The sequence below is a fragment of the Pseudomonas sp. RC10-4-2 genome, assembly GCF_050433085.1.
Lineage (GTDB): Bacteria > Pseudomonadota > Gammaproteobacteria > Pseudomonadales > Pseudomonadaceae > Pseudomonas > Pseudomonas aeruginosa.
The window spans coordinates 297,018-313,242 of the sequence record NZ_JBNPXX010000006.1; the positions used below are offsets into that span (position 1 = coordinate 297,018).

Sequence of the window (16,225 nt, forward strand, 5' to 3'; positions counted from 1 at the left end):
CCATCCACTACTACGGGTGCCGAGGTGGCGGCACCGCCAGGAAGCAAATTATATGCCTGAATTTTCGTACTTTGCCTAGGGTTGCTCTGAATAAATCATCCGCTCCAGGCGGCACTCGTGGTTGCGAAACCGCGGGCGAGCGGAACCGCTCCGGCGAGGCCGGAGGGCGCGCTAGGAGATTTCTTCAGAGGCGGAACTCGTGCCCCAGGTAGACTTCCTTGACCAGGTCGTTGGCGAGGATGCTCTCGGCATCCCCTTCCGCGATCAACTGCCCATCATTGACGATATACGCCGTTTCACAGATGTCCAGGGTCTCGCGGACGTTGTGGTCGGTGATGAGGATGCCGATACCCTTCGCCTTGAGGTGATGGATGATCTGCTTGATGTCGCCGACCGAGATCGGGTCCACGCCGGCGAAGGGCTCGTCGAGGAGGATGAATTTCGGCGCGCTGGCCAGGGCGCGGGCGATTTCCACCCGGCGTCGTTCGCCGCCGGACAGGCTCATGCCGAGGTTGTCGCGGATGTGGTGGATGTGGAATTCCTGCAGCAGGCCTTCCAGGGCTTCCTTGCGACCGTTGCGATCGAGGTCGCTGCGGGTCTCGAGGATCGCCATGATGTTGTCGGATACCGACAGCTTGCGGAAGATCGAGGCTTCCTGCGGCAGGTAGCCGATGCCGGCCCGGGCGCGCCCGTGCATCGGCAGGTGGGTGACGTTCTGCTCGTCGATGCGGACCACGCCCTGGTCGGCCTGGACCAGGCCGACGATCATGTAGAAGCAGGTGGTCTTGCCGGCACCGTTCGGACCGAGCAGGCCGACGATCTGCCCGCTATCGATGGACATGCTGACGTCGCGGACGACTTGCCGGCCTTTATAGCTTTTGGCCAGGTGCTGGGCTTTGAGCGTTGCCATTACTGGGCCTTTTTCTTCGGCTGGATGACCATGTCGATGCGCGGGCGCGGGCTGGTCACCTGGGAGCCGGTGGCACGACCCGCGTTGACGATCTGGCGCTGGGTGTCGTAGACGATCTTCTCGCCTTCGAAGGTGTTGCCTTCCTGGATCACCTTGGCCTGGTCGATCAGCACGACCCGGTTCTGCGTGACGAAGTACTGGATGGTCAGGCCATAGGCCTTGGTCACGTCCTTGTCCGGAGCGGGTTTCTGCTCGTAGTAGGCAGGTTTGCCGACCGAGGTCACGACCTCGATGTCGCCGTTCTTGTCCTGCTTCAGGGTCACGGTGTTGCCGGTCAGCTTGGTGCTGCCCTGGGTCACCACGACGTCGCCGCGGTAGACCGCGACGCCCTGCTTGTCGTCCAGTTCGGCGCTGTCGGCCTGGACGCGGATCGGTTGTTCGCGGTCCGAAGGCAGGGCCAAGGCCATGGAGCTGCCGAGGGCGGCAGTCAGACCGAAAATAAGGGGGAGGGTATTAACGAACCTCATGCTGACCTCTTACGTTGGACAGCAGGTGCATCCGGCTGTCTTTCAGATACGCTTTCATTCCAACAGCCGTCGTCACTCCATTGGCCGCGTCGATTTTAACGGCTTGCTCGGTCTGTGCATAATTCTTGTCGGGGAATACGGTCAGCCGAGTGGTGGTCAGGATGCTTGGTTGGCCCTTGGCATCGGTACGTGCGACGCGCACGTCGTCGATGAGTTCGACCTCCTTGCCTTTCGGTCCGACTTCGGCGCGGGCGCTCTGGATGTGCCAGGGTTGCACGTTGCCACGGAAGAGCAGCAGGTCGGGGGTGGTGACGAAAGTGATGTCCGTGGCTTTCTGGTGCTCCAGCTTCACCGCGGTCATCTCGTAGTCGAGGCTGCCGTCCTCCTGGTACTGGAGGCTATGGGCATTCTCGGCATAGTAGTCGATGGTATTGTCCTGGCCGGGACGGGTCGGCTGTTCGTTGAACAGCTCGAGCCCGACGTTCCAGTAGTAGCCCGCGACGATCAGCAACAGGGCGATCAGGGCGAGCAGCAGTTTCTGGCGTAGTGTCTTCGGCATGGTCGGCTCTACAGATAGGCGCCCTGGGCGGCTTCGAGCGTACCCTGGGCGCGCATGATCAGTTCGCAGAACTCGCGGGCGGCGCCTTCGCCGCCGCGGGCCGCGGTGACGCCATGGGCATGCTGGCGCACGAACGGGTCGGCACTGGCTACCGCCATGCCCAGGCCGACGCGGCGGATCACCGGCAGATCGGGCAGGTCGTCGCCAAGGTAGGCGACTTGCTCATAGCCTAGTCCGAGTTCGCCGAGAAGTTCGTCGAGGACGGCGAGCTTGTCTTCCCGGCCCTGATAGAGATGCTGGATGCCCAGGTTGCGCGCGCGCCGTTCGACCACCGGAGTGTCGCGGCCGGTGATGATGGCGGTGCGCACGCCGGAGGCGATGAGCATCTTGATGCCATGTCCGTCCAGGGTGTTGAAGGTCTTGAACTCGCTGCCGTCGACGAGGAAATACAGCTTGCCGTCGGTCAGCACGCCGTCGACGTCGAAGATCGCCAGGCGTATCCGGCTGGCCCGGACCGGGAGTTCCGCGGCCGAATGGGTATCGCTCATTACATCACTCCTGCGCGCAACAGGTCGTGCATGTTCAGGGCGCCGACCGGACGGTCGTCCGCGTCGACCACCACCAGTGCGCCGATCTTGTTGTCTTCCATGATCTTCAGGGCTTCCGCGGCGAGGATCTCGGCGCGGACGGTCTTGCCGTGGACGGTCATCACCTGGTCGATGGTGACCTGGCGGACGTCGATGCCCCGATCCAGGGCGCGACGCAGGTCGCCATCGGTGAAAATGCCGGCAAGCTTGCCATGTTCGTCGAGCACTACGGTCATGCCCAGGCCCTTGCGGGTCATTTCCATCAGCGCGCCGGTCAGCGAGGTGCCGAGCAGCACCTGCGGCAGCCCTTCGCCGACGTGCATGACGTCTTCCACCTTCAGCAGCAGTCGGCGGCCCAGCGCACCGCCCGGGTGCGAGAAGGCGAAGTCTTCCGCGGTAAAGCCGCGGGCTTCGAGCAGGGCGATCGCCAGGGCGTCGCCGAGGACCAGGGTTACGGTGGTGGAGGAGGTCGGGGCCAGGTTCAGTGGGCAGGCTTCCTGGCCGACACTGGCGTCCAGGTTCACTTCCGCAGCCTTGGCCAGGGGCGACTCGGGGTTACCGGTCATGCTGATCAGGGTGATGCCCAGGCGCTTGATCAGAGGCAACAGGGTGACGATTTCGGCAGTCGAGCCGGAGTTGGACAGGGCGAGGACCACGTCGTCCTTGGTGATCATGCCCATGTCGCCATGGCTGGCCTCGGCCGGATGCACGAAGAAGGAGGGGGTGCCGGTGCTGGCCAGGGTAGCGGCGATCTTTTTGCCGACGTGGCCGGATTTGCCCATGCCGACGACGACGACCCGGCCCTTGCCGGCCAGCAGCAGTTCGCAGGCCTTGACGAAATCGTCGCCAATCCGCGCCAGCAGGCTGTCTACCGCGTCGCGCTCGAGGCCGATGGTGCGCTGGGCGGAATGGATGAAATCGAGGTTCTGGCTCATGTTCAACGAATGTGGCGCCTGGATTAAAGGCGGGATTATAACGGGAAAGCGTGCCCCGCTTACACCAGCCATGCTGTGAAGTCGGTCCGCATCCCCCGCGGCGCAATGTTGTATGGACTGCAATGCTCTGTTACGCCGCCGTTATCTGCACTCCGCGCTATGACTGCATAAATGTCGATATATTCGACGTCGACGCGATTTTTTTCTGTCCGTAGTGAACCTGAAGTGTGCGATATGTCCTAAAGGGCTGAGAGAACGCTCCGAACAAGCTGAATCCAAGCTGAACGGCACGGTGCCAGGCCTTGGGCCAGAACCCGCCGCAGTGCTATAGTCCGCGCCCATTCGACCCCTCCGGGATGCGTGCCTTTGCAACGGGGCAAGGCGTCCAGCATGGACGGGTCGCATCGCAAGGAGTCCTGATGAGCACCGATAGTGCCTACGCGGTCGAGTTGAAGGGCCTGACCTTCAAGCGCGGATCGCGGGCGATTTTCGACAACATCGATGTGCGTATCCCGCGCGGAAAGGTGACCGGCATCATGGGCCCGTCCGGTTGCGGCAAGACCACGTTGCTGCGGCTGATCGCCTCCCAGTTGCGTCCTTCGAAGGGGGAGGTCTGGGTCAACGGGCAGAACCTGCCGCAGCTTTCGCGCGGCGACCTGTTCGACATGCGCAAGCAGTTCGGCGTGCTGTTCCAGAGCGGGGCGCTGTTCACCGATCTCGACGTCTTCGAGAACGTCGCATTTCCGCTGCGCGTGCATACCCAGCTGCCGGAAGAGATGATCCGCGACATCGTCCTGATGAAGCTTCAGGCCGTCGGCCTGCGCGGCGCCGTGGAACTGATGCCGGACGAGCTTTCCGGCGGCATGAAGCGCCGCGTCGCCCTGGCCCGGGCGATCGCCCTGGACCCGCAGATCCTGCTCTACGACGAGCCGTTCGTGGGGCAGGATCCGATCGCCATGGGCGTCCTGGTGCGCCTGATCCGCCTGCTCAACGATGCCCTCGGCATCACCAGCATCGTGGTTTCCCATGACCTGGCCGAGACCGCCAGCATCGCCGACTACATCTATATCGTCGGCGACGGCCGGGTACTTGGCCACGGGACGCCGGACGTCCTCAAGGAAACCGACGATCCTCGTATCCGCCAGTTCGTCAAGGGAATCCCGGATGGTCCCGTTCCGTTCCATTATCCGGCCCGCGACTACCGGGCCGACCTGCTGGGAGAGCGCTGATGCGTAGAGTCTCTCCCCTCGAACGTATCCGCCTGTTCGGCCGCGCCGGCCTGGACGTGGTCGCCGCGCTCGGCCGCTCGACCCTGTTCCTCGGCCACGCCCTGCTCGGCCGGCGCACGCCAGGCACCGGTTTGCACCTGCTGGTGAAGCAACTCTACTCGGTAGGCGTGCTGTCGCTGGCGATCATCGTCGTCTCGGGCCTGTTCATTGGCATGGTGCTGGCCCTGCAGGGCTACAACATCCTGATTTCCTATGGTTCCGAGCAGGCGGTCGGGCAGATGGTGGCCCTGACCCTGCTGCGCGAACTGGGGCCGGTGGTGACCGGCCTGCTGTTCGCCGGCCGTGCCGGCTCTGCGCTTACCGCGGAAATCGGCAACATGAAGGCCACCGAACAGCTTTCCAGCCTGGAAATGATCGGTGTCGACCCGCTCAAGTACATCGTCGCGCCGCGCCTGTGGGCCGGTTTCATCTCCATGCCGCTGCTCGCCGCGATCTTCAGCGTGGTCGGCATCTGGGGCGGGGCGATGGTCGCGGTCGACTGGCTGGGCGTATACGAGGGGTCGTTCTGGGCGAACATGCAGAACAGCGTGCAGTTCACCGAGGATGTGCTCAACGGCGTGATCAAAAGTATCGTATTCGCCTTCGTGGTGACCTGGATCGCGGTCTACCAAGGCTACGACTGCGAGCCGACCTCGGAAGGAATCAGCCGGGCGACGACCCGGACCGTGGTCTATGCCTCCCTGGCGGTGCTGGGGCTCGACTTCATTCTGACTGCTTTGATGTTTGGAGATTTCTGAATGCAAACCCGCACCCTGGAAATCGGTGTCGGCCTGTTCCTCCTGGCCGGCCTGCTGGCCCTGTTGCTGCTGGCCCTGCGGGTCAGCGGCCTGAGCGTGGGCAACGCCGGCGATACCTACAAGGTCTACGCCTACTTCGACAACATCGCCGGTGTTACCGTGCGCGGCAAGGTCACCCTGGCCGGCGTGACGATCGGCAAGGTGACGGCGGTCGACCTGGATCGCGACAGCTACACTGGTCGCGTGACCATGGAGATCAACCAGAACGTGAACAACCTGCCGGTCGATTCCACGGCGTCGATCCTGACCGCCGGCCTGCTGGGCGAGAAATACATCGGCATCAGCGTCGGCGGCGACGAGGACGTTCTGAAGGACGGCAGCACCATCCACGACACCCAGTCGGCGCTGGTGCTGGAAGACCTGATCGGCAAGTTCCTGCTGAACTCGGTTAACAAAGACGAAGCCAAAAAGTGAGGTTTTCTTCCATGCTGACTCTTCTGCGTCGCGGCCTGCTGGTGTTCCTGGCGGCTTTCCCGCTGCTTTCCATGGCGGCGCCGACCCCGCAACAGGTGGTGCAGGGCACGGTCGACGAACTGCTTTCCGACATCAAGGCCAACAAGGCCGCCTACAAGGCCGATCCGCAAAAGCTCTACGCCACTCTCGACCGTATCCTTGGGCCGGTGGTCGATGCCGAAGGCATCGCCAAGAGCGTGATGACCGTCAAGTACTCGCGCCAGGCCTCACCCGAGCAAATCAAGCGCTTCGAGGAAGTGTTCAAGAACAGCCTGATGCAGTTCTACGGCAACGCGCTGCTCGAATACGACAACCAGGACATCCGCGTGCTGCCTAGTTCGGCCAAGCCGAGCGACGATCGCGCCAGCGTCAACATGGAGATCCGTGACAGCAAGGGCACGGTCTATCCGGTCTCCTACACCATGACCAACCTGGCCGGTGGCTGGAAGGTCCGCAACGTGATCATCAACGGCATCAACATCGGCAAGCTGTTCCGCGACCAGTTCGCCGACACCATGCAGAAGAACCGCAACGACCTCGAGAAGACCATCGCCGGCTGGGGCGAGGTGGTCGCCAAGGCCAAGGAAACCGCGAAAGCGGAAGAGGCCGGGGCGAAATGAGCCAGGCCAGCCTGCGCGAAGGCGCGGCCGGCGAACTGCAGCTCGCCGGCGTGCTCGACTACAGCAGCGGGCCGGCGTTGCGCGAGCAGGGCGGTCGGCTGATCCGCGCCAGCCAGGCGGCGGAACTGGTCGTCGACTGCTCGGCGGTGGAGCGCTCCAGCAGCGTGGGCATTTCCCTGTTGCTGGCCTTCATGCGCGACGCACGCAAGGCCGGCAAGGTCCTGAGCGTCAGGGCGTTGCCGGACGACATGCGGGAGATTGCCAAGGTCAGCAGCCTTCTGGAGATCCTGCCTTTGCAGGAATGACCGGCCGGCGGAACGAGCGGCCCTCCGTCTGCGCGTCCCTTCCTGGGGTTCGCAGGCGGAGGGCTTTTTTGTATGATGGCCGACCGTGCGCGTAGGGCGCCCGATTGAGGTTGAGCATGCAGGCCGAAGACGTTAAGAGCCTTCTCCAGGAAAAACTCCCCGGCACCCAGGTGGAAGTCGAGGGCGAAGGGTGCAATTTCCAACTGAATCTGATCAGCGACGAACTGGCCGGCCAGAGCCCGGTCAAGCGTCAGCAGCAGGTCTACGCCCATTTGAACGCCTGGATCGCCGATGGCAGCATCCATGCCGTCACCATGAAATTCTTCAGCCGCGCCGCCTGGGCCGAGCGTTCCTGAGCCCACGGGGGATCATTGCAATGGATAAACTGATTATTACCGGCGGTAACCGCCTCGATGGCGAAATCCGCATTTCCGGCGCGAAGAACTCGGCGCTGCCGATCCTGGCCGCGACCCTGCTGGCCGATACTCCGGTCACCGTCTGCAACCTGCCGCACCTGCACGACATTACCACCATGATCGAACTGTTCGGCCGCATGGGCGTGCAGCCGATCATCGACGAGAAGCTCAACGTCGAAGTCGATGCCAGCAGCATCAAAACCCTGGTCGCGCCGTACGAACTGGTGAAGACCATGCGTGCCTCGATCCTGGTGCTGGGCCCGATGCTGGCGCGCTTCGGCGAGGCCGAAGTGGCCCTGCCGGGCGGTTGCGCGATCGGTTCGCGTCCGGTCGACCTGCATATCCGCGGTCTCGAGGCCATGGGCGCGCAGATCGAGGTCGAAGGCGGCTACATCAAGGCCAAGGCGCCGGCCGGCGGCCTGCGTGGCGGTCACTTCTTCTTCGATACCGTCAGCGTGACCGGCACCGAGAACCTGATGATGGCCGCCGCGCTGGCCAACGGCCGTACCGTGCTGCAGAACGCCGCTCGTGAGCCGGAGGTGGTCGACCTGGCCAACTGCCTGAACGCCATGGGCGCCAACGTCCAGGGCGCTGGCTCCGATACCATCGTCATCGAAGGCGTGAAGCGCCTCGGCGGTGCTCGCTACGACGTACTGCCCGACCGTATCGAGACCGGCACCTACCTGGTGGCCGCGGCCGCGACCGGTGGCCGGGTGAAGCTGAAGGATACCGACCCGACCATCCTCGAGGCGGTCCTGCAGAAGCTGGAAGAGGCCGGTGCCCACATCAGCACCGGCAGCAACTGGATCGAGCTGGACATGAAGGGCAACCGGCCGAAGGCGGTCAACGTGCGTACCGCGCCGTACCCGGCGTTCCCCACCGACATGCAGGCCCAGTTCATCTCCATGAACGCGGTAGCCGAAGGCACCGGCGCGGTCATCGAGACGGTCTTCGAGAACCGCTTCATGCATGTTTACGAAATGAACCGCATGGGCGCGCAAATCCTCGTCGAAGGCAACACCGCCATCGTCACCGGCGTACCCAAGCTCAAGGGCGCTCCGGTCATGGCGACCGACCTGCGCGCATCCGCGAGCCTGGTGATCGCCGGCCTGGTGGCCGAAGGCGACACCCTGATCGATCGCATCTACCACATCGACCGTGGCTACGAGTGCATCGAAGAGAAACTCCAGCTGCTCGGCGCCAAGATCCGCCGCGTACCGGGCTAGCGGAGGCTGTCGCGCAAATGCTGACCATCGCCTTGTCCAAGGGCCGGATTCTCGACGATACCCTGCCGCTGCTCGCAGCGGCGGGCATCGTACCGTCGGAGAACCCGGACAAGAGCCGCAAGCTGATCATCCCGACGTCCCTGTCCGATGTGCGCCTGCTCATCGTGCGCGCCACCGACGTGCCAACCTATGTCGAGCATGGCGCCGCCGATCTCGGCGTGGCCGGCAAGGACGTGCTGATGGAGTACGGCGGCCAGGGACTCTACGAACCGCTGGACCTGCGTATCGCCAACTGCAAGCTGATGACCGCCGGCGCCATTGGCGCGCCTGAACCCAAGGGACGCCTGCGGGTGGCCACCAAGTTCGTCAATGTCGCCAAGCGCTACTACGCCGAGCAGGGCCGCCAGGTCGACGTGATCAAGCTGTACGGCTCGATGGAGCTGGCGCCGCTGGTCGGTCTCGCCGACAAGATCATCGACGTCGTGGATACCGGCAATACCCTGCGCGCCAACGGCCTGGAGCCCCAGGAACTGATCGCCACGATCAGCTCGCGCCTGGTGGTGAACAAGGCCTCGATGAAGATGCAGCACGGTCGCATCCAGTCGCTGATCGATACCCTGCGCGACGCCGTCGAGGCGCGACACCGTCACTGATACCCGTGCGGCTCCGCGCCGCACCTGCCTATCCGTGTCATAGCCAAATTTTCTCGGGTGCCCGCACGGTGGGCTTGGTAGTCTAGCGGCGCCCGAGACAACGCCATCCATAAAAGAGGCTCGCTATGACCGCTCCCTTCGCTATCCGTCGACTCAATGCCGCTGATCCGGACTTCGGGCGTCATCTGGATCATCTGCTGAGCTGGGAAAGTGTCTCCGACGATTCGGTCAACCAGCGCGTCCTCGACATCATCGCCGCCGTACGCAGCCGTGGCGACGCCGCCGTGGTCGAGTTCACCCAGCGCTTCGACGGTCTCCAGGCCGCCTCGATGGCCGACCTGATCCTGCCGCGCGAGCGCCTGGAGCTGGCTCTCACCCGTATCACCGTAGCCCAGCGCGAAGCCCTGGAAGTCGCCGCCGAGCGCGTGCGCAGCTACCACGAGAAGCAGAAGCAGGGTTCCTGGCGCTACACCGAGGCCGACGGCACGGTGCTCGGCCAGCAGGTCACCCCGCTGGACCGCGCCGGGCTCTATGTGCCGGGCGGCAAGGCGTCCTACCCGTCCTCGGTGCTGATGAATGCGATCCCGGCCAAGGTCGCCGGGGTGTCCGAAGTGGTCATGGTCGTACCGACCCCGCGCGGCGAGATCAACGAGATCGTCCTCGCCGCCGCCTGCATCGCCGGCGTCGACCGTGTCTTCACCATCGGCGGGGCACAGGCCGTGGCCGCGTTGGCCTACGGCACCGAAAGCGTGCCGCGGGTGGACAAGATCGTCGGCCCCGGCAACATCTACGTGGCCACCGCCAAGCGTCACGTGTTCGGCCAGGTCGGCATCGACATGATCGCCGGTCCCTCGGAAATCCTCGTGGTCTGCGACGGCCAGACCGATCCCGACTGGATCGCCATGGACCTGTTCTCCCAGGCCGAACACGACGAAGACGCCCAGTCGATCCTGGTCAGTCCGGACGCGGCGTTCCTGGACCGCGTCGCGGACAGCATCGCTCGCCTGCTGCCGACCATGGAGCGCGCCGAGATCATCCGCACCTCCCTGGAGGGGCGCGGCGCGCTGATCCAGGTCGCCGACCAGGCCCAGGCCTGTGCGGTCGCCAACCGCATCGCCCCGGAACACCTGGAGCTGTCGGTGGCCGATCCGGAAAGCTGGCTGCCGGAGATCCGCCATGCCGGCGCGATCTTCATGGGCCGCTACACTGCCGAGGCCCTGGGCGACTATTGCGCCGGCCCGAACCACGTGCTGCCGACCTCCGGTACCGCGCGTTTCTCTTCGCCGCTGGGGGTATATGACTTCCAGAAGCGTTCGTCGATCATCAACTGCTCGGCCGAGGGCGCTTCGGTCCTCGGTCGTACCGCCTCGGTGCTGGCTCGCGGCGAGTCGTTGACCGCCCACGCGCGTAGTGCCGAATACCGCATCCTCGACGAGAAGGAGGCCTGAGCATGAGCAAATTCTGGAGTCCCTTCGTCAAGGACCTGGTGCCTTATGTGCCGGGCGAGCAGCCGAAGCTGTCGCGGCTGGTCAAGCTGAACACCAACGAGAATCCCTACGGTCCGTCGCCACAGGCGCTCGCCGCGATGCAGGCGGAACTCAACGACGACCTGCGCCTGTATCCCGATCCCAACGGCGAGCGGTTGAAGCAGGCGGTCGCCGCGCACTACGGCGTACAGGCCAACCAGGTGTTCGTCGGCAACGGCTCCGACGAGGTGCTCGCGCACATTTTCCATGGCCTCTTCCAACACGACCTGCCGCTGCTGTTTCCGGACGTGACCTACAGCTTCTATCCGGTCTATTGCGGCCTGTACGGGATCGCGCACGAGAAGATCGCGCTGGATGAAAGGTTCCGCATCCGCGTCGAAGACTACGCGCGGCCCAACGGCGGAATCATCTTCCCCAATCCGAACGCGCCGACCGGCTGCCTGCTGCCGCTGGACGCCATCGAAGCGATGCTGAAGGCGTCGCCGGATTCGGTGGTGGTAGTCGACGAGGCCTATGTCGACTTCGGCGGCGAGAGCGCCATCGCCCTGGTCGATCGCTACCCGAACCTGCTGGTCACCCAGACGCTGTCCAAGTCGCGCTCCCTGGCCGGCCTGCGGGTCGGCCTGGCGGTCGGCCATGCCGATCTGGTCGAGGCGCTGGAGCGGATCAAGAACAGCTTCAATTCCTACCCGCTGGATCGCCTGGCGATCGCCGGCGCGGCGGCGGCTTTCGAGGACGACGCCTATTTCCGTCGGACCTGCCAGGCAGTGATCGATAGCCGCGAGGCGTTGAGCGCCTCTTTGCAGGCGCTGGGCTTCGAGGTACTACCGTCGGCCGCCAACTTCGTCTTCGCCCGTCATCCGCGGCACGATGCCGGGCAGATTGCCTCGACCCTGCGCGAGCAGGGAGTGATCGTCCGCCATTTCAAGCAGGCGCGGATCGACCAGTTCCTGCGTATCACCATCGGCAGTCCGGAGCAGAACCAGGCGCTACTGGACGCCCTGCACTTCCTCAAGTGATACGAAAACGGCGCCCGAGGGCGCCGTTTTCAATGGCGGGGATTACTCGCCGCCGTCCTGTTTCTGCTGTGGAGCCGGTGCCGGCGGCGGACGCAGGCCGACCTCGGCGGTCAGGTTGACCTTCTGTCCGTTGCGCAGCACCACGATGCTGATCTTCTGTCCCGGACGGGTGCGCGCCACCTGGTTCATCGAGCGGCGGCCGTCGCTGGCTTCCTGCTTGTCGATGGTCAGGATCACATCGCCCGGCAGCAGGCCGCCGCGTGCCGCCGGACCGTCGCGATAGACGCCGGCGACGACGATCCCGGCGGTTTCGCCGAGGCCCAGCGACTCCGCCAGTTCCGGGGTCAGCGCCTTGACCTCGACGCCGAGCCAGCCGCGGATCACCTGGCCGTGCTCGATGATCGACTGCATGACCTCCAGGGCCAGCTTGGTCGGGATGGCGAAGCCGATACCCTGGGAGCCGCCGGACTTGGAGAAGATCGCCGTGTTGATGCCGATCAGGTTGCCGGCAGCGTCCACCAGCGCGCCGCCGGAGTTGCCGGGGTTGATCGCCGCGTCGGTCTGGATGAAGTCTTCGTAGGTGTTCAGGCCGAGCTGGTTGCGTCCGGTGGCGCTGATGATGCCCATGGTCACGGTCTGGCCGACGCCGAACGGGTTGCCGATGGCGAGGCAGACGTCGCCGGTGCGAATGCCGTCGGAGCGGCCGAGGGTCATCGCCGGCAGGTTCTTAAGGTCGATCTTCAGCACGGCCAGGTCGGTTTCCGGGTCGCTGCCGACCAACTGGGCGATGGTTTCGCGGCCGTCGCGCAAGGCCACGATGATCTGGTCGGCGCCAGCGGTCACGTGGTTGTTGGTCAGCAGGTAGCCTTCCGCGCTCATGATCACCGCCGAGCCGAGGCTCGACTCCATGCGCTTCTGTTGCGGCAGGTTGTCGCCGAAGAAGCGGCGGAACATCGGGTCGTCGAACAGGGGGTGGGAGGGCTTGCTGACCATCTTGGTGGTGTACAGGTTGGCCACTGCCGGAGCCGCTCGACTCACCGCGTTGGCATAGGACACCGGGCCTTCCTGCAGGCGGCTGAGCAGAGGCGCCTGCTCGACGTGCACCTCCTGGCGTGGCAGGCCGACCAGCTCGGGGTTGTGCTGGATGATCAGCAGGGCCAGCAGCACGCCGACCAGCACGGGCCAGCCGAGGAAACGCAGGGCCTTGGGCATCGGGAAAATCCTTGGGGTTGCGAGGCCGAAAAGCGGCCGATAAGGTGGCGCCCATTATAGGGGGAAGCCGTCCATTAGAGGAGCGGCGCGCCCTGCCTGAATGAAGAGGAATTTGCATGGCTATCGCCCTGAGCACCCTGGTCGAAGAGGCCGACCGTTATCTGGATGCCGCGCGCATCCAGGACTACTGCCCGAACGGCCTGCAGGTCGAAGGCCGGCCGCAGGTGCGGCGGATCGTCAGCGGGGTCACTGCCAGCCAGGCGCTGCTGGATGCCGCCGTGGAGGCCGACGCCGACGTGGTGCTGGTGCATCACGGTTACTTCTGGAAGGGTGAGAACCCCTGCGTGGTCGGCATGAAGCAACGGCGCCTGAAGACCCTGCTGAACAACGATATCAGTCTGCTCGCTTACCACCTGCCGCTGGATCTGCATCCGGAGGTGGGCAACAACGTGCAGCTCGCCCGGCAGCTCGGCTTCGAAGTGGAAGGGCCGTTGGAGCCGGGCAACCCGCGTTCCATCGTCCTCCTCGGTTCGCTTGCCGAGCCGATGCAGCCTGCCGATTTCGCTCGGCATGTGCGCGATGCGCTGGGGCGTGAGCCGCTGCTGGTCGATGCCGGTCAGCCGATCCGGCGCATCGCCTGGTGCACCGGCGGCGCCCAGGGCTATATCGACCAGGCGATCGCCGCTGGCGTCGATGCCTACCTGACCGGCGAGGTTTCCGAGCAGACCGTGCACAGCGCGCGGGAGAACGGCATCAGCTTCATCGCCGCCGGACACCATGCCACCGAGCGCTACGGGGTACAGGCGCTGGGCGACTACCTGGGCAAGCGCTTCGCCATCGAGCACTTGTTCATCGACTGTCCTAATCCTGCCTGACGACGGAGCGGTGACGCACCCGGTCGACTTCCTTGCCCAGTTCCCAGACGGCCATCGCGTAGTGGGTGCTGTGGTTATAGCGGGTGATCACGTAGAAGTTCGGCAGGCCGTACCAGTACTGGTGGTTCCTGCCCATGTCCAGGCGCAGCAGGCTGGCTTGCCGGTGGCCGCCGAGCGGACCCCGCGGGCGTAATCCGGCGGAAGCGAGCACGTCCAGCGGGTACAGCGTCTTGAAGCCATCTTCCAGCGAGGGAGCCCGGCCACTGGCGGGAACCGCCACGCGATCGCCGCTGACCCAGCCGTGCTGCTTGAAATAGTTGGCGACGCTGCCGATGGCGTCACGCGGATTCCACAGGTCGATATGCCCATCGCCATCGAAGTCCACCGCGTACTTGGTGAATGAAGACGGCATGAACTGGCCGTAGCCCATGGCGCCGGCATAGGAACCGCGCAGGGCCAGCGGGTCGGTGCCTTCCTTGCGCGCCTGGAGGAGGAATTGCTCCAGTTCGCCGCTGAAGAATTCCGCGCGGCGAGGGTAGGAGAAGGACAGGGTGGACAGCGCATCGATGATCCGCGTCTTGCCCATCACACGCCCCCAGCGGGTTTCCACGCCGATGATGCCGACGATGATCTCCGGCGGCACGCCGTAGACGCGCGATGCCCGTTGCAGGTCGGTTTCGTATTGGTCCCAGAACAGCACGCCGTTCTGTACGTTGCCTGGCGTGACGAACTTCTTCCGGTAGCGCAGCCAGGCGCCGTTCGGTCCGCTGGGTGGGGTATAGGTCGGAGCTTGCCGGTCCATCAGGCGGATCACCCAGTCCAGGCGCTGGGTCTGGGCGAACAGGTCGTGCAGTTGCTGGCGGTTGAAGCCGTGCTGGCTGACCATCCTGTCGATGAAGCGCTGTGCCGCCGGATTGTTCGCGTAATCGCCGCGCAGCGGCAGTATCGGTTGCACCGACTGGCGTACGGGGCGGGGGGAAATGACGGTGCGGGCCTGGGGTTTGGCGGCGGGTTTCGGTGGTGGCGTCGGTTCGCTGCTGCATGCTGAAACCAGAAGGAACAGGGGCAGGGTGAGGGCGGTACGGCGCATCTGGGGTCTTCTTGGCGGAATGACGATGCCCGCTATGCTAGCGCAGTGCCGCCGGCGTACAAGTCGAGCCGCCGAAAGGGGGCGGACCGTCTGCTCGCTGTCGCGGCGACGGCTTTGTCCGGTCCGGGACGATGCCGTCTCAGCTTTGTCCGCCCGGTCTGCGAAACGCCCCTGGAAAACCTCTCGACGCCAGTGTTTTCGCCGGCTGCGAGGCTGAGCGCTGATGGCTATATGGGTATATTTTTTCGGTATAAATGGCGAATCTTTTAGAGCCTTGCGCTGTGATAGAGTGCGCTTCGTCTACGGCCCGACGGCCGTCCATAAGCAATTCCGTGAGTAGCCATGGTCGACAAACTGACGCACCTGAAACAGCTGGAGGCGGAAAGCATCCACATCATCCGCGAGGTGGCCGCCGAGTTCGATAACCCGGTGATGCTGTACTCGATCGGCAAGGATTCCGCGGTCATGCTGCACCTGGCCCGCAAGGCCTTCTTCCCCGGCAAGCTGCCCTTCCCGGTGATGCACGTGGACACCCGCTGGAAATTCCAGGAGATGTACAGGTTCCGCGATCGGATGGTCGAGGAAATGGGCCTGGACCTGATCACCCACGTCAACCCGGACGGCGTCGCCCAGGGCATCAACCCGTTCACCCACGGCAGCGCCAAGCACACCGACGTGATGAAGACCGAGGGACTCAAGCAGGCCCTGGACAAGTACGGTTTCGACGCTGCCTTCGGCGGCGCGCGCCGCGACGAGGAGAAGTCGCGGGCCAAGGAACGGGTCTATTCGTTCCGCGACAGCAAGCACCGCTGGGACCCGAAGAACCAGCGTCCCGAGTTGTGGAACATCTACAACGGCAAGGTGAAGAAGGGCGAGTCGATCCGCGTCTTCCCGCTGTCCAACTGGACCGAGCTGGACATCTGGCAATACATCTACCTGGAAGGCATCCCGATCGTCCCGCTGTACTTCGCTGCCGAGCGCGAGGTCATCGAGAAGAACGGCACATTGATCATGATCGACGACGAGCGCATCCTCGAGCATCTCTCTGACGAAGAGAAAGCCCGCATCGAGAAGCGCATGGTGCGCTTCCGTACCCTCGGCTGCTACCCGCTCACCGGCGCGGTCGAGTCCAGCGCCACCACGCTGCCGGAAATCATCCAGGAAATGCTCCTGACGCGTACTTCCGAACGCCAGGGTCGGGTCATCGACCATGACCAGGCCGGTTCGATGGAAGAAAAGAAACGTCAGGGCTATTTCTGAGGATA

Annotated in this window: 19 protein-coding genes; 12 read left to right on the plus strand and 7 right to left on the minus strand. The window is 64.4% G+C overall.

All coding sequences use genetic code 11. The features are described from left to right. Positions 1 to 184 precede the first annotated feature (184 nt). The 5 genes from lptB to kdsD are packed head-to-tail and all read right to left on the minus strand — an operon-like array spanning position 185 to position 3,524. On the minus strand, positions 185 to 910 hold the full coding sequence (lptB, locus tag FHW81_RS25160; RefSeq protein ID WP_003094355.1) for an LPS export ABC transporter ATP-binding protein: 726 nt from the start codon (positions 908 to 910) through the stop codon (positions 185 to 187). Further along, positions 910 to 1,437 carry a lipopolysaccharide transport periplasmic protein LptA gene (lptA, locus tag FHW81_RS25165; RefSeq protein ID WP_003120916.1) on the minus strand — a complete coding sequence of 176 codons (528 nt, stop codon included), beginning with the start codon at positions 1,435 to 1,437 and terminating at the stop codon, positions 910 to 912. Before lptA ends, lptB begins: the two co-directional genes overlap by 1 nt. Further along, a complete protein-coding gene (gene lptC / locus FHW81_RS25170; RefSeq protein WP_003094353.1) occupies positions 1,424 to 1,996 on the minus strand; it encodes an LPS export ABC transporter periplasmic protein LptC in 573 nt (190 codons plus the stop codon). The genes lptA and lptC overlap by 14 nt, the downstream gene beginning before the upstream one ends. An 8-nt stretch (positions 1,997 to 2,004) precedes the next feature. Beyond that, positions 2,005 to 2,544, minus strand: a complete 540-nt coding sequence (locus FHW81_RS25175) for a KdsC family phosphatase (RefSeq protein WP_003098849.1) — start codon at positions 2,542 to 2,544, stop codon at positions 2,005 to 2,007. Continuing rightward, the gene (kdsD, locus tag FHW81_RS25180; protein ID WP_003134758.1) at positions 2,544 to 3,524 is read right to left on the minus strand and encodes an arabinose-5-phosphate isomerase KdsD; all 981 of its coding nucleotides are present in this window, start codon (positions 3,522 to 3,524) and stop codon (positions 2,544 to 2,546) included. Before kdsD ends, FHW81_RS25175 begins: the two co-directional genes overlap by 1 nt. A gap of 413 nt (positions 3,525 to 3,937) precedes the next feature. Here kdsD and FHW81_RS25185 point away from each other — a divergent pair, with 413 nt between their 5' ends. The 10 genes from FHW81_RS25185 to hisC all read left to right on the plus strand — a co-directional run bounded on the left by FHW81_RS25185 (position 3,938) and on the right by hisC (position 11,783). Next, positions 3,938 to 4,747, plus strand: a complete 810-nt coding sequence (locus tag FHW81_RS25185) for an ABC transporter ATP-binding protein (RefSeq protein WP_003094343.1) — start codon at positions 3,938 to 3,940, stop codon at positions 4,745 to 4,747. Beyond that, positions 4,747 to 5,544 carry a lipid asymmetry maintenance ABC transporter permease subunit MlaE gene (gene mlaE / locus FHW81_RS25190; protein ID WP_003094341.1) on the plus strand — a complete coding sequence of 266 codons (798 nt, stop codon included), beginning with the start codon at positions 4,747 to 4,749 and terminating at the stop codon, positions 5,542 to 5,544. The genes FHW81_RS25185 and mlaE overlap by 1 nt, the downstream gene beginning before the upstream one ends. Next, on the plus strand, positions 5,545 to 6,018 hold the full coding sequence (mlaD, locus tag FHW81_RS25195; RefSeq protein ID WP_003094339.1) for an outer membrane lipid asymmetry maintenance protein MlaD: 474 nt from the start codon (positions 5,545 to 5,547) through the stop codon (positions 6,016 to 6,018). An 11-nt stretch (positions 6,019 to 6,029) separates the two neighbouring features. After that, positions 6,030 to 6,677, plus strand: a complete 648-nt coding sequence (locus tag FHW81_RS25200) for an MlaC/ttg2D family ABC transporter substrate-binding protein (RefSeq protein WP_003094337.1) — start codon at positions 6,030 to 6,032, stop codon at positions 6,675 to 6,677. After that, positions 6,674 to 6,982: an STAS domain-containing protein gene (locus FHW81_RS25205; RefSeq protein ID WP_003094335.1), complete on the plus strand. Its 309-nt coding sequence runs from the start codon at positions 6,674 to 6,676 to the stop codon at positions 6,980 to 6,982. Before FHW81_RS25200 ends, FHW81_RS25205 begins: the two co-directional genes overlap by 4 nt. Before the next feature lie 116 nt (positions 6,983 to 7,098). Then, a complete protein-coding gene (locus FHW81_RS25210) occupies positions 7,099 to 7,338 on the plus strand; it encodes a BolA family protein (protein ID WP_003094334.1) in 240 nt (79 codons plus the stop codon). A gap of 20 nt (positions 7,339 to 7,358) precedes the next feature. Beyond that, positions 7,359 to 8,624, plus strand: a complete 1,266-nt coding sequence (gene murA / locus FHW81_RS25215; protein WP_003094332.1) for a UDP-N-acetylglucosamine 1-carboxyvinyltransferase — start codon at positions 7,359 to 7,361, stop codon at positions 8,622 to 8,624. Positions 8,625 to 8,641: 17 nt separating this feature from the next. Further along, the gene (hisG, locus tag FHW81_RS25220; RefSeq protein WP_003098837.1) at positions 8,642 to 9,277 is read left to right on the plus strand and encodes an ATP phosphoribosyltransferase; all 636 of its coding nucleotides are present in this window, start codon (positions 8,642 to 8,644) and stop codon (positions 9,275 to 9,277) included. A gap of 125 nt (positions 9,278 to 9,402) precedes the next feature. After that, positions 9,403 to 10,725 carry a histidinol dehydrogenase gene (hisD, locus tag FHW81_RS25225; RefSeq protein WP_003094326.1) on the plus strand — a complete coding sequence of 441 codons (1,323 nt, stop codon included), beginning with the start codon at positions 9,403 to 9,405 and terminating at the stop codon, positions 10,723 to 10,725. A gap of 2 nt (positions 10,726 to 10,727) precedes the next feature. Next, complete coding sequence (gene hisC / locus FHW81_RS25230) at positions 10,728 to 11,783, plus strand: histidinol-phosphate transaminase (RefSeq protein ID WP_003098833.1); 1,056 nt, start codon at positions 10,728 to 10,730, stop codon at positions 11,781 to 11,783. Positions 11,784 to 11,825: 42 nt separating this feature from the next. On the opposite strand, the gene algW is transcribed toward hisC, so the two are convergent. Further along, the gene (gene algW / locus FHW81_RS25235) at positions 11,826 to 12,995 is read right to left on the minus strand and encodes a Do family serine endopeptidase AlgW (RefSeq protein WP_003098831.1); all 1,170 of its coding nucleotides are present in this window, start codon (positions 12,993 to 12,995) and stop codon (positions 11,826 to 11,828) included. Between the two features lie 116 nt (positions 12,996 to 13,111). On the opposite strand from algW, the gene FHW81_RS25240 reads away from it, so the two are divergent. Then, complete coding sequence (locus FHW81_RS25240) at positions 13,112 to 13,870, plus strand: Nif3-like dinuclear metal center hexameric protein (RefSeq protein WP_003094318.1); 759 nt, start codon at positions 13,112 to 13,114, stop codon at positions 13,868 to 13,870. On the opposite strand, the gene mltB is transcribed toward FHW81_RS25240, so the two are convergent. Continuing rightward, positions 13,857 to 14,960, minus strand: coding sequence for a lytic murein transglycosylase B (gene mltB / locus FHW81_RS25245; protein ID WP_106120557.1), 1,104 nt, complete (start codon positions 14,958 to 14,960; stop codon positions 13,857 to 13,859). The genes FHW81_RS25240 and mltB overlap by 14 nt on opposite strands. A gap of 342 nt (positions 14,961 to 15,302) precedes the next feature. On the opposite strand from mltB, the gene cysD reads away from it, so the two are divergent. Then, entirely contained in the window at positions 15,303 to 16,220 is a 918-nt protein-coding gene (cysD, locus tag FHW81_RS25250) for a sulfate adenylyltransferase subunit CysD (protein WP_003094311.1), read from the plus strand. Positions 16,221 to 16,225 lie beyond the last annotated feature (5 nt).